The organism is Paraconexibacter sp. AEG42_29 (assembly GCF_040581415.1).
Classification (GTDB): domain Bacteria; phylum Actinomycetota; class Thermoleophilia; order Solirubrobacterales; family Solirubrobacteraceae; genus Paraconexibacter.
In genome coordinates this window covers 144,457-156,261 of the sequence record NZ_CP114014.1, presented here as the reverse complement: position 1 = coordinate 156,261, position 11,805 = coordinate 144,457, and the positions used below count along the sequence as shown (strand labels likewise).

Annotated in this window: 10 protein-coding genes; 5 read left to right on the top strand and 5 right to left on the bottom strand. The window is 74.2% G+C overall.

Translation table 11 applies throughout. The features are described 5' to 3' along the window. Positions 1 to 23: 23 nt before the first annotated feature. Complete coding sequence (locus DSM112329_RS00730; protein ID WP_354699889.1) at positions 24 to 2,441, bottom strand: class F sortase; 2,418 nt, start codon at positions 2,439 to 2,441, stop codon at positions 24 to 26. 176 nt (positions 2,442 to 2,617) lie between these two features. Here DSM112329_RS00730 and DSM112329_RS00725 point away from each other — a divergent pair, with 176 nt between their 5' ends. The 3 genes from DSM112329_RS00725 to DSM112329_RS00715 are packed head-to-tail and all read left to right on the top strand — an operon-like array spanning position 2,618 to position 5,792. Then, entirely contained in the window at positions 2,618 to 4,249 is a 1,632-nt protein-coding gene (locus DSM112329_RS00725) for an acyl-CoA dehydrogenase family protein (RefSeq protein WP_354699888.1), read from the top strand. Further along, on the top strand, positions 4,246 to 5,193 hold the full coding sequence (locus tag DSM112329_RS00720) for a crotonase/enoyl-CoA hydratase family protein (protein WP_354699887.1): 948 nt from the start codon (positions 4,246 to 4,248) through the stop codon (positions 5,191 to 5,193). Before DSM112329_RS00725 ends, DSM112329_RS00720 begins: the two co-directional genes overlap by 4 nt. Further along, on the top strand, positions 5,190 to 5,792 hold the full coding sequence (locus tag DSM112329_RS00715; RefSeq protein WP_354699886.1) for a TetR/AcrR family transcriptional regulator: 603 nt from the start codon (positions 5,190 to 5,192) through the stop codon (positions 5,790 to 5,792). Before DSM112329_RS00720 ends, DSM112329_RS00715 begins: the two co-directional genes overlap by 4 nt. Positions 5,793 to 6,293: 501 nt before the next feature. On the opposite strand, the gene DSM112329_RS00710 is transcribed toward DSM112329_RS00715, so the two are convergent. Genes DSM112329_RS00710 through DSM112329_RS00695 form a run of 4 tightly spaced genes read right to left on the bottom strand, consistent with a single transcriptional unit; the run spans position 6,294 to position 10,325 of the window. After that, positions 6,294 to 7,277 (bottom strand): ATP-grasp domain-containing protein, encoded by a 984-nt coding sequence (locus DSM112329_RS00710; protein ID WP_354699885.1) that lies wholly within the window; start codon positions 7,275 to 7,277, stop codon positions 6,294 to 6,296. A 23-nt stretch (positions 7,278 to 7,300) separates the two neighbouring features. Next, the gene (locus DSM112329_RS00705) at positions 7,301 to 8,077 is read right to left on the bottom strand and encodes a phosphosulfolactate synthase (protein WP_354699884.1); all 777 of its coding nucleotides are present in this window, start codon (positions 8,075 to 8,077) and stop codon (positions 7,301 to 7,303) included. Positions 8,078 to 8,090: 13 nt separating this feature from the next. After that, positions 8,091 to 8,675, bottom strand: a complete 585-nt coding sequence (locus DSM112329_RS00700) for a histidine phosphatase family protein (protein WP_354699883.1) — start codon at positions 8,673 to 8,675, stop codon at positions 8,091 to 8,093. A 33-nt stretch (positions 8,676 to 8,708) separates the two neighbouring features. Continuing rightward, positions 8,709 to 10,325 carry a S8 family serine peptidase gene (locus DSM112329_RS00695; protein WP_354699882.1) on the bottom strand — a complete coding sequence of 539 codons (1,617 nt, stop codon included), beginning with the start codon at positions 10,323 to 10,325 and terminating at the stop codon, positions 8,709 to 8,711. Positions 10,326 to 10,423: 98 nt separating this feature from the next. On the opposite strand from DSM112329_RS00695, the gene DSM112329_RS00690 reads away from it, so the two are divergent. Together DSM112329_RS00690 and DSM112329_RS00685 are read left to right on the top strand one after the other, a co-directional pair. Continuing rightward, complete coding sequence (locus DSM112329_RS00690) at positions 10,424 to 11,080, top strand: alpha/beta family hydrolase (RefSeq protein WP_354699881.1); 657 nt, start codon at positions 10,424 to 10,426, stop codon at positions 11,078 to 11,080. Next, a complete protein-coding gene (locus DSM112329_RS00685; RefSeq protein WP_354699880.1) occupies positions 11,077 to 11,793 on the top strand; it encodes a glycerophosphodiester phosphodiesterase in 717 nt (238 codons plus the stop codon). The genes DSM112329_RS00690 and DSM112329_RS00685 overlap by 4 nt, the downstream gene beginning before the upstream one ends. Positions 11,794 to 11,805 lie beyond the last annotated feature (12 nt).

The window sequence follows — 11,805 nt, the reverse complement described above, 5'->3', positions numbered from 1 at the left end:
GCGCCGGCTCGGGCAAGGCGTCCTCAGACCGGCCGCGCGGTCACGATCACGTTGTCGCGGTAGTGGCCCACGTCCTGCAGGAACGGGCCGCCGCAGGTCACGAGCACCAGGCGCTTCGGCCCCTTGCGCGTGAAGATCGACGCCGGGAGCGCGTTCTTGCGCACGGACTTCCGCGACGTCACCCGGTAGGACCGCGTCCGCCCGTCGTCGCTCGTGACCTTGACCACGTCGCCGGGCCGTGCGCCCTTCAGCGCGTAGAACGCGCCGCCGCCGTCGCGGGCGCTGTCGACGTGGCCCGCGAGCAGGACCGTGCCGGCGGTGCTCCCGGGCGCCGCGCCGTCGCGCCACCAGCCGACCCGCTGGATGTTCTTCGGGACGTCGAGCGCGCCGGTCGCCATGTCGATGTCGACTGCCGCGACGGGAGCGCTGACGCCGAGCCGCGCGACGGACACGCGCGTCGGGGTGACCGCCGATGCCGTCTGTGCCTTGCGGGCCGGCAGGCCGCCGTGCCCCGTCGTGCGGTCGCCGCGGCCCGTCAGGATCAGTGGCGCCGCGAGCGACGTCTCGGCCTCCTCGCCGCATTCGGTCTGCGTCGCCGTGATCAGCGCGGTGCCCTTGATCCGCTCGCGGTAGGTGTAGAAGCCGGCGTTGGCCACCTTCACCTTGGCGGAGCTGAACGTCCCGTCCCCCGGCGTCTCGAGCGTCGTGCGCGAGAGCGGGGTGCCGGTGCAGCGCATGGCCGCGCGCGAGGCGAACGGCCCGTAGAGGTCGACCTCGATCTTCAGCGGCGTCTGCCCGGCGCCCGTGACCTTGACCCGGTCGAAGATGCTCGCGCCCGGCTTGACGACGGCGCTGGACACCACGGTGGTGACGGCGGGGGCGGCCTTGGCGAAGGTCGTCTCCGTCGCTTCGCCGCACTCGGTCTGCACGCCTGCGTAGGCGGGCGTCTCGAGGATCGCCTCGCGGTAGGTGTAGTACCCCGCCCGCGGGAGCGTCACCGGCTCGGTGACGTACGAGCCGTCCCCGTTGGCGGTGAACGTGCTCGTGTGGACCGGTGTCCCGGTGCACGTCATGTCCGCGAGCGCGTCGTACGGGCCCCAGAGCTCGACCTGGACCGGCGCGCTGAGGGTGCCGAGGCCGCTGACCACCGCAGTGTCGGTGATCTGGGCGCCGGGCTTGGTCTCCGCCGCGCTGATCTGCGTGCGGATCGCCGGGCGCCCGCGGACGACGGTCGTCTCGGACGCCTCGGCGCACGCGGTCTCGACGCCGGCGACGGTGTCGGTCGCCACGAGCGACTCGCGGTAGGTGTAGTAGCCGGGCTGGGTCAGGACCACCGGCTCGGTCACGTACGAGCCGTCCCCGGTGGCGGTGACCGTGCCGGTCCACACCGGCGGCGTCGTGCAGACGATCTTGTCGACCGACGGGAACGGGCCGTAGAGCATCGCGTTGACGGTCGCGGTCCGGCCCTGGAGGCCCTCGACGATCACGGTGTCGCTGACGGCGTCGCCCGGCTCGAGCGTCGCCGAGCTGACCTGCGTGCGGACCGTCGGCTGGGCCTGCACCGTCACCGCGGCGCGCGCAGTCAGCGTCTGGGAGTCGGGGACGACGAGGCGCTGGCCGCTCCGGGCCGCGGGGCCCTTCGTCGGGACGTACATCACCGGCAGGGTCGACGGCAGGTCCTCGGTGGTGACGGTGACCTTCAGCCCGCCCGCCGCGTCGTCGGCCGTCACCGGGATGTCGACGCTGCCGCCGGACCCCGTGTTGGCAGTCTTCGCCAGGCCGTCCGCGCCGCTGCCGCTGAGCTTCAGCGTGACGCCGGGCACCGCGGCCCCCGACGCCGCCAGCACGCGCGCGGTCAGCTTGTCGGCCTTGCCCGCGACGAGCTTGTCGGGCGCCTTGAGGTCCAGCTTGTACGGGCCCGCGTACTTCGTCGCCTCGCGCGTGATGCGCGTGAACGCCGCGGCGACCGCCGGGCTGACGGCCTTCGGGTCGATCTCACCGGGGGCGCCGTCGCCCATCAGCCGGTGGACGTAGAGCATCACGGCGCCCTGCGAGGTCTTGCTCTGCGTGCGCCCGTCGGACCACAGCGCGTACGCCATCCGGCGCAGGTTCCCCACCGTGACCGTGTCCCCGTCGCGGTTCTTGAGGCCGGCGCTGAGCGAGCGCTTCTCGTAGCCGTAGGACTTCGCCGGGTACCAGAAGCGCAGGTCGATGCAGAAGCTCGCCCCGGTGACCCCAGGGATCGCGCCGCGGTAGTCGCCGAACCAGCGGGGACCGAACTTGTACGTCTTGTAGTCCCCGACGCCCGTCGTCCCGCAGGTGTTGCGCGCGTTGCTGGAGCAGGGGTCGTTCTGGTTCGGCGGCTCGGCCGCGGACGCGGCGGGAGCGGCGGCGAGCCCGATCACGGTCGCGGCCAGGAGGGAGCGGAGAGTACGGCGCAAGGCGAGAGTCCTTTTTCGCAGGCAGCCAGATCGGCAGACGGAAGCCGTCCTCGAACGGAGGACTGGCCCGGAACGGTGACAGCTGCGGCGGCGGACCCGGTGAACGCGACGGAGTTGCGCTGTGAATCCGGATTCACTAGCGTCGTGTGAATCCCGATTCACAAGGAGCCGATGCCGTGACCCTGCTCGACGACCACGTCCAGACCCGAGAGGTCCTCAACCAGGCCGCGCCGCTGGAGCCGATCGACCACTTCACGCAGTGGCCGGCGCTCACCGAGGCGATCGCGCGCGAAGGCGGTGCCTGGGGCGAGGACCGCCTGCGGGACGCCGGCGCCCTGGCCGGGTCCCCCGAGGCGCGCGAGCACAGCCGCCGCGCCGAGCGCCACGAGCCGCAGCTGGTTCCCTACGACCGTTACGGGAACCGTGTCGACGCCGTCGACCTCGACCCCTCGTGGCACTGGATGCTGCGCGCGAGCATCGAGCGCGAGGTCCACTCCCTTCCCTGGCGCGAGACGCGCTCCGGCGGGCACGTGGTCCGCGGCGGCCTGCTGATGCTGATGGGCCAGATGAACTCGGGCGTCCTGTGCCCGATCTCGATGACGTACGCCGTCGTCCCCGCCCTGCGCGGCGGCGCGCCGGAGATCGCGGCCGAGTGGGAGGAGCGGCTGACGCGGCCGGACTACGACGGCGGCGCGATCGCCGGGATGGCGATGACCGAGCGCCAGGGCGGGTCCGACGTCCGTGCCAACACGACGCGGGCGGTCCCGGTCGGCGGCGGCGAGTACGAGCTGCACGGCCACAAGTGGTTCTGCTCCTACCCGCCGTGCGACGTCTTCCTGGTGCTCGCCCAGGCCGAGGCCGGACTCTCGTGCTTCTTCGTCGAGCGTGGCCCGGGAATGGAGTTCCAGCGGCTGAAGGACAAGCTCGGGACGCGCTCGCTGCCCTCGTCCGAGGTCGAGTTCCGCGGCATCCGTGGCCGCCTCGTCGGCGAGGAGGGCCGCGGCGTGAAGGCCATTATCGAGATGGTCGGCCACACCCGCCTGGACTGCCTGCTGGGGTCGACGGCCGGCATCCGCCGCGGCGCGCTGGAGGCCGTGCACCACGCCCGCGGCCGGTCCGCGTTCGGCGCCCGGCTGGTCGACCAGCCGGCGATGCGCAACGTCCTCGCGGACCTGGCGCTCGAGTCCGAGGCCTCGACGGTCGCCGCCCTGCGGATGGCGCGCTCGTACGACGCGGACGAGCCGGCCTTCCGGCGCTTCGGCACCGCAGTGATGAAGTACTGGATCTGCAAGCGGGCGGCGGCGCACGCGGCCGAGGCGCTCGAGTGCCTGGGCGGCAACGGCTACGTCGAGGACTCGGGGCTGCCGCTGCTGTACCGCGACGCGCCGCTGCCGGGGATCTGGGAGGGGTCGGGCAACGTGATGGCGCTCGACGTCCTGCGCGCGCTGGCGAAGGAGCCCGAGGGCCTGCCGGCGTTCCTGGCCGAATGCGACCTGGCGGCCGGGGCCGACGCGCGGCTGGATGCCCACCTGGCCGGCCTGCGCGCCGACCTGGGCGGGCTGGCCACCGCGGCCGGCCCGGGGGCAGACGTGCGCGAGCACCTCGCCGCCGCGCAGTTCGGGGCGCGCAGCCTGGTCGAGGACCTGGCCGTCGCCCTCCAGGGCTCGCTGCTGGTGCGCCATGCCGAGCCGGCCGTCGCCGACGCGTTCTGCGCCGCGCGCCTGGGCGGCGGCGGGGGTCGCGTCTACGGGACGCTGCCGCGCGGCGTCGACGCGGGGGCGCTCATCGACCGCGCCCTGCCGGCATGACGGAGCTGCGCGCGCTGACCTATGAGGTCACGGGGCGGGTCGCCCGCATCACGCTGAACCGGCCCGCCCGCGGGAACGGCATCACCCGCACGCTGATCGCCGAGCTCGAGCAGAGCGTCGAGCGGGCGGACCTGGACCCCGCGGTGCACGTGATCCTGCTGGCCGGCAACGGGAAGGGCTTCTGCGGCGGGTACGACCTCGTCGACAGCGCCGAGGGCATGGGCGACGGCGACTTCGGCGCCGGGACGTCCGCCCCCGAGGGCTCGCCGCTGGACCCGCTCGTGCAGATGCGCAACCACGACCCCTCCGGGGTCTGGGACCCGATGGTCGACTACGGGATGATGGCCCGCAACGTCCGCGGGTTCATGTCGCTCTTCCACGCGAACAAGCCCGTCGTGTGCAAGGTCCACGGGTTCTGCGTCGCGGGCGGGACGGACATGGCGCTCTGCTCGGACCTGCTGATCATGGCGGCGGACGCGAAGATCGGCTACCCGCCGGCACGCGTCTGGGGCTCGCCGACCACGTCGATGTGGGCGCACCGCCTCGGTCCCCAGCGGGCCAAGCGGCTGCTGTTCACCGGGGACTCGCTGTCGGGCGCGGAGGCCGTGGAGTGGGGCCTGGCGATCGATGCCCCGCCGGCGGACGAGCTCGATGCTGCCACCGAGGCCCTGGTGGCGCGGATCGCGCAGACGCCCGTGAACCAGCTGATGATGATGAAGCTGCTGGTCAACCAGGAGACGATGGCCCGGGGCCTGCACGGCACGCAGGTGCTGGGGACGGTCTTCGACGGCATCACGCGGCACACCGCCGAGGGCTACGCGTTCCAGCAGCGGGCAGCCGAGGCGGGCTTCCGGCAAGCGGTCGCCGAGCGCGACGGGCCGTACGGCGACCGCGGGCCGAGCACGTACAAAGGCGCCCCGATCGCCGAGGAGGACCGGTCGTGAGCGACGCGGCCGCCACGTCCGGCCGGGCCACGACGCGCGACCGCCTGCTGGCGGCCGCGCTCGAGCTCACCCGGGAGGGCGGGTACGCGGCCGCCTCGGTGGCCGCCATCGCCGACCGTGCCGGTGCGTCCCGGGGCGCGCTCTACCGCCACTGGCCAGGCAAGGGCGAGCTCTACGCCGAGCTCTTCCGGACGGTCTGCTCGCGGGAGCTGTCCGCGATGCAGGCGGCTGGGGCAGACCCCGCGCTGCCCACCGCCGTCGCCCGCGCCGAGGCCGTCCTCGGCACGTTCTGCACCCGCGCCCTGCGCAGCCCGCGGCTGGCCTGGACGCTGATCGCGGAGCCCGTGCACCCGCTGGTCGAGGCCGAGCGCCTGGTCTTCCGCCAGCGCTACCGCGAGGACCTCACGCTGCTGCTGCAGGCCGCTGTCGACGACGGGGAGATCCCCCCGCAGGACGCGGCGCTGACCGCGGCGGCCCTGGTCGGCGCCCTCGGCGAGGCGCTGGTGGGCCCGACGTCCCCGCTGGCGGCGGCGCCGCCCGACGCGGACGCGATCGTGGCGGCGCTGCTGGTCTTCGTCCGGCGCGCGGTCGGCTGCTGAGGCCAAGCTGCACGTCGTCACCGGCGTCGATCGGTCGTGCGGCGGGTCGGTGGCGCTGACGCCGAGGACCTGGTGGTCGCGGCGGCTTTGAGAACCGCGGGCTGAAGACGCCGAGGGGCGCTTGTTGGCGCTCTGTGCCTGGGTGCGGGGCGTCGGCCAGGGCGGAGGTCGACGACGCCAGCCCGCGGCTGTGGCGGTCGGCAGCGTCGGCCACGTTCCGCCGACCGGAGCCGAACGTCCATTTCCCCCTGTCATGTCATGGGGAAACCGACGTTCGATCCGCCAGATGGCAAGGCCGGAAACCGAACGTCCATTTCCCCATGCATAGGGACGGGAAATCGACGCTCGACGCGCGTGGAGTGCGGCGCGGGGTGGTGGGCCAGCGGTCGTGGTCCGCAGCGGCGTCCGGCGCCGGACGACGGCTGCCCCTGGCGCGAGTGCTTCAGCGCCCCAGCCGCGAAGGGCCACGACCGATCGCCGACCGCCCCGCCAACCCAACTCTCACCCCAGCATCGGGCGGCCCGTCGGGCGCTGGTCGGCGTCCAGCTCCAGCTGCTCGTAGTAGCGCGTGAAGTGGTGGCCGGAGCGGAACTCGCCCACGTGCGGCTCGATCCGCTCGCCCTGCGCCATCCGGACGATCAGTTCGGGGTAGGTCCGGCCCGGGAGCGCGGCGTACATGGGCGCGGGGAAGGCTCCGCCGAAGCGCGGGTTCACGTCGGTGATCGCCAGGCCGATCTCCGGGTCGCGGAACATCTGGATCGTGCCCGGCCCGCGGAAGGCGAACGCCTCGGCGACCCGGACCGCCAGGCCCATCAGCTCCTCGTCGTGGATGACCTGGCCCTTGATCGACTCGCCGCCACGTGATTCGAGCATCGTCCGCGGGATCGCGTTCAGGCAGCGCCCGTCCAGGTCGCAGAGCACGTCGATCGAGAACTCCGGGCCGCCCATCAGCCGCTGGACCATCACCGGCTCCTTGACGTAGCCGACGAAGAACTCCATCTCCGCGCGGTCCGCGCAGGGGTGGATCGAGCGGGCGCCCGACCCGAACACCGGCTTGACCATGACGGGGTAGGACGGCGGCTCAGCGGGCGGCAGGACCGTCGGCGGGGACGGGAGCCCGCGGGCCTCGAGCTCGAGGTGGGTCTTGTACTTGTCGTACATCGCCTCCGTGGTCGCGACCGACGCGACGAACGCGGGCAGCCGGTCGCCGGCGGCGGCGAGGACGTGGATGTCGAGGTCGGTGAGCGGGACGACTGCCTTCACGTCGTGCTCCGCGACCAGCCGCTCGAGGTACGGGATGTAGTCCGGGTCGTCGATCCGCGGGGGGACGACGGCAAGGTCGGCGGCGTAGCGGGCGGGTGCGAGCGGGTTGGGGTCCGCGGCGATCGTCCGGGCGTGCCGGCCGAAGGCGGACACGATGTCGAAGCGCTTGCCGACGCCGGTCAGGAGGACGGTGGGCAGGGAAGACTCGCCCGGAGGGCTCACCTTCCCGGGACTGTGGTCAGCACTCACGTTCCGCTCCTGTTGTGGAACGCCGGCAGCGTGTCGGCCCGCAGCCCGAGCCGCAGCGACTCGAGCGAGATGACCTCGGCCGGCGGGACGTTGCCGAGGTTCACCGCGCCTCCGAAGCGGTTGATCAGCCACGACTGCTGGTCCTTGCGCGGGGCCTCGAAGACGAGCTTCGCGAGGTCGACCTCGTGCACGATCTCGTCGATCAGGCCGGTACGCGCCTCGCCGTCGGCACGGTAGAGGCCCGCGGTGCCGGTCGCGCGGCCCTCGCAGACGACGAGCTCCGCCCCGGCCGCCAGCGCGGCGCGGATGAGCTCGACCCAGCGGTAGGGCGCAAGGATCGCGTCGCTGTCCTTCTCCCCCACCTCGGCGTAGACCGTGAAGTCCTGTGCGAGCGCCGTGATCAGCGCGTGCTTCTCGTCGGCCGGGATCGGGACCACGCCGGAGGAGACCTCGACGCGGTCGATCGCGTGCTCCTGCAGCCAGGTGCGCAGCGCGTCGACGCGGCCGTGGAGCCACGCGAGCTCGGTGAGCGTGCCGCCGACCATGACCGGGACGCCGCCGTCGCGGTACTGCGCGAGCTTGTCCGGCAGATTCGCGGTGACGAACGCCGAGCCCCACCCGAGCCGGACGAGGTCGATGTGCGGACCGGCCACGGCGAGCAGGCTGTCGACCTCCGCCGGGCCGAGGCCCTGGTCCAGCACGTGGGTGAGCCCGGCCGTGCGCGGCTTGGACGCCCGCGGGGGCAGGGGCAGGACGGAGCTTCCGGAGGGCACGCTTGCCCAGACCCTACGTGATGCGCCGGGCGGCCCTCAGCCGCGCCAGGCGCGGCGCGTCGAGCGTCAGCCGGGCCGGGCTGGCGAACTTCTCCGGGGTGCGCGAGGCCTCGTGCACGTCCATCTGGCCGAGCAGGACGCGCGCCGTGCGCAGGACGCCGTTGTGGGCGACGAGCGCGACCGTCGAGCCGTCGGGCAGCGCAGCGACCGCGTCCAGGACCGCGCCCACCCGCGTCTTCAGGTCCGCGAGGCTCTCGCCGCCCGGCGGCGTGATCGTCAGGTCGAGGGTGCCGGCGTCGGTGAACGCGTCCGGCCGCTCGGCGCGGACCTCGTCCTTCACACGGCCCTGCCAACTGCCCAGGTGGCGCTCCATCAGGCGGTCGTCGTGGACGACGTCCCGGCCGGGGAAGATCGCAGCCGCCGTCAGGGCGGCACGGCGCAGCGGGCTGGACCAGATGAAGTCGGCGGCCACCTGGCCGCCGAGGGCGCCCGCGGCGGCCAGCCCGTCGACGTCCGGCTCGCCGTCCAGCTGCCCCATGAACACGCCGTTCAGGTTGCCGGCGGCAGGGGCATGGCGGATGAGCCAGAGGGACGGCACAGCCACACCTTTCCAGAACCGGTCGTCGCCGCGTCAGGTGCGCCGGCCGAGCTTCAGCGTGACGGTCTGCGCGGCCCGGGCACGGACGGCCGACGAGCCGCCGAAGCGAACCGAGAACCGCACGGACGTCCCGCCGATCCGCGTCTTGCGCGAGAACGCGACGACGAGGGAGTACCGGCACGTCTTCGTGAGCTTGGCCTTCCGCGTGGCCAGGGTCCGCCGCCCCGACCGGGCGGTGACCGTCACCGATCCGCCCGCACCGCAGTACCGCGCCGTGCTCGCCCCCGGCGGCAGCGTGAGCCGCCCCTTCAGGGTGAAGGTGGCGAAGCCCTTCCGGGTGCCGGTCGCAGTCAGCTTGCGGGGCGACACCGGCGTCAGCGGCGGGAGCGCCGTGGTCGGCTGGGTCGTCGTCCCCCCGGTGGTCGTCGTCCCGGTCGTCGTCGTCGTGGGGGTGGTCGTCGTCCCCGTGCCGGTGTCCGGGACGAGCGTGATGCCGCGCCGCTGCGCGAACAGCTTGACCGCCGCGTCGAGGTCCAGGACACCGCCGCTGACCGTCTTGCCCGCGAAGGCCGGCACCTTGCGCGCCGAGTCGACAAGCGCGTTCTTCACGTCCACCGGGGTCGCCTTCGGGTCCAGGCCGAAGAGGACCGCGGCGGCCCCGGCCGCGACCGGTGCGGCGTAGCTCGTGGCGCAGCCCGTCGCCTGCGTCCCGCCGCCGTTGGCCGCCGTCACGCTGTTCTGCGTGGGGACGGCGAGGTCGACGATCGCCGGGTTGACCTCACCGCAGTCGAGGCCGTCGCCGGGCGAGGACGTCGTGACGCAGAGGATGTTCGCCGCCGGGTCGCCGCACGGTCGCCGGTCTGCGTCCGCGAGCTTGCCACCGTCCCCGTTGCCGCCCGGGATCGCGACGAAGAGAGCGTTCGTCGACTGCTTGATCACCGTGTCGAAGCCGTCGCCCCAGCGGCCGTCGCCCCCGACCGGCGAGGACAGCCAGCTCATGCTCACCACGCGGACCCCGCGGTCGACGGCCCACGTGGTCGCGTCGGCCTGGATCGACTGGTAGCAGTTGTCGTCGTCCCAGCAGGTGCGCAGCGCCAGGAAACGCGCGTTCGGCGCGACGCCGGCGCCCCCGACGCCGTTGCCCGTCGCGGCGCCCAGGACGCCCGAGACCGCGGTGCCGTGGCTGGTCCGCCCGACCGGGTCGGTGGGGTCGGCGTCCGGCTTCAGCGTGCTGTCGCCGGGCTCGAGCGTGCCGATCAGGTCCCAGCCGCTGGATCCGCCGGGCGGCACCACGGCGGGGTCGGTCGGCGGGCTGCCGTAGACCTTGGGCGCCGGGGTCCCGGCGGGCACGGTCGCCAGGCGGCCGGCGAACTCCGGGTGGTCGAGGTCCAGGCCGGTGTCGAGCGCGGTGACCAGCACGTCCGCGAGCGGCGTCTTGCCGATCGTCCGCAGCGCCTCGGGGTGCTTGATGATCGCGAGCGCCCCGCCGGCGGCGGTCTGCTTCCCGTAGTCCGGGTCGTTCGGGGGCGCGATCGCCATCGCCACCGCCGTGGCCGTGCCGGCGAGCAGCGCCGCGGTCGCCAGGCCGGCGCGGCGCAGCCGCCTGCCCCTGTGATCGCCGGTGGTCGAGCCCCGCCGCGGATCGCGCATCGGCCAAGTCAACCGGGCCGCGCCCGGTGCCGCAACCGGGATCTGACGCATCTGGGCATGGCCGGGGGCCGCCGCGCGCTGCACAATGGTCGGCACGCATGACCGTCATGGAGCTCGACACCCCGCACGGCCCGGCGCGTGCGCACCTGCACCCCGCGACCGGCGCCGCCCGCGGGGGCCTCGTCCTCGGCCACGGCGCGGGGGGCTCGGTGACCGCCCCGGACCTCGTCGCCGTGACCGCGGCCGCTGTCGCGGCAGGGGTCAGCGTCGCCCTCGTCGAGCAGCCGTACCGCGTGGCCGGCAAGAAGTCCACGCCCCCGGCGCCGAAGCTCGACGAGGCCTGGATCCCGGTGCTCGCCGCGCTGCGCGACGGGCCGCTGGCCGGCCTGCCGGTGGTCTGCGGCGGCCGGTCCTCGGGCGCGCGCGTCGCCTGCCGCACCGCGACCGCCGTGGGCGCCGTCGCGGTGCTCTGCCTGGCCTTTCCGCTGCAGCCGCCCGCGCGGCGCGACGGGACGTCCGGCCCCTCCCGCCTGCCCGAGCTGGCCGGTGCCGGCGTGCCGACACTGGTGGTGCAGGGCGTGAACGACCGCTTCGGGATGGTCGACGACGACGCGCAGGACCCGGCCCGCTGGACCGTCGCCCGCGTGCCCGGCGATCACGGCCTCAAGAAGGACGTCCGCGGGATCGCGGACACGGTCGTCGCCTGGCTCGACGACCGCCTGCCGCTGGGCGCGTCGGGCCCGGAGGCGCGATGACAGCGCTCGTGGTCGCCCACCGCGGGGCGTCTGCGGGCCACGTCGACAACAGCCTGGAGGCGTTCGAGGGCGCGATCGTGGCCGGCGCCGACGCGATCGAGTTCGACGTCCGCCGCACCGCGGACGACCAGCTCATCACGTTCCACGACGGTCACGTCCGTCGGAAGCCGGTCGCGGACCTCACCCGGGCCCAGATCGGCGCGATGACCGGCCACACCCCGCCGTTGCTGGCGGAGGTGATCGACCTGGCCCGCGGCCGCATCGGGCTCGACGTCGAGCTCAAGGAGGCCGGCTACGTCGACCGCGTGCTCGCCGCGCTGGGCGACGCGGACCCCGACGCCGACCCCGCGCAGCCGCTGATCGTCACCTCGTTCCTCGACGCCGTCGCGGCGGAGGTCAAGGAGCGCGCACCGCAGGTGCGGACCGGCCTGCTCGTCGGGACCGATCGCCCCGGGCCGCACCCCGTCCGGACGCGGCTCTCGGAGCTGTCGCCGGTCGCCCGGGCGCGCGCCTGCGGGGCGGACGCGGTCGGCATGCACCTCCTGATCGCCTCGCTCGGCGCGCTCGAGCGGACCCACGCGGCGGGCCTCGGCGCGTTCGTCTGGACGGTCAACCGCGAGGACGGCCTCCGGCGGTTCCTCGCCGACCCGCGGGTCGAGGCCGTCATCACCGACGTCCCGGCGCGCGCCCTCGCCGTGCGCGCCGCGATCTGACCCGCCGGTTTC

What these genes read in the sequence shown, in the direction of transcription:
- DSM112329_RS00720 (WP_354699887.1), top strand. Translation starts at nt 4,246, where the DNA reads ATGACGGAGCTGCGCGCGCTGACCTATGAGGTCACGGGGCGGGTCGCC.
- DSM112329_RS00695 (WP_354699882.1), bottom strand. Translation starts at nt 10,325, where the DNA reads ATGCGCGATCCGCGGCGGGGCTCGACCACCGGCGATCACAGGGGCAGG.
- DSM112329_RS00690 (WP_354699881.1), top strand. Translation starts at nt 10,424, where the DNA reads ATGACCGTCATGGAGCTCGACACCCCGCACGGCCCGGCGCGTGCGCAC.
- DSM112329_RS00685 (WP_354699880.1), top strand. Translation starts at nt 11,077, where the DNA reads ATGACAGCGCTCGTGGTCGCCCACCGCGGGGCGTCTGCGGGCCACGTC.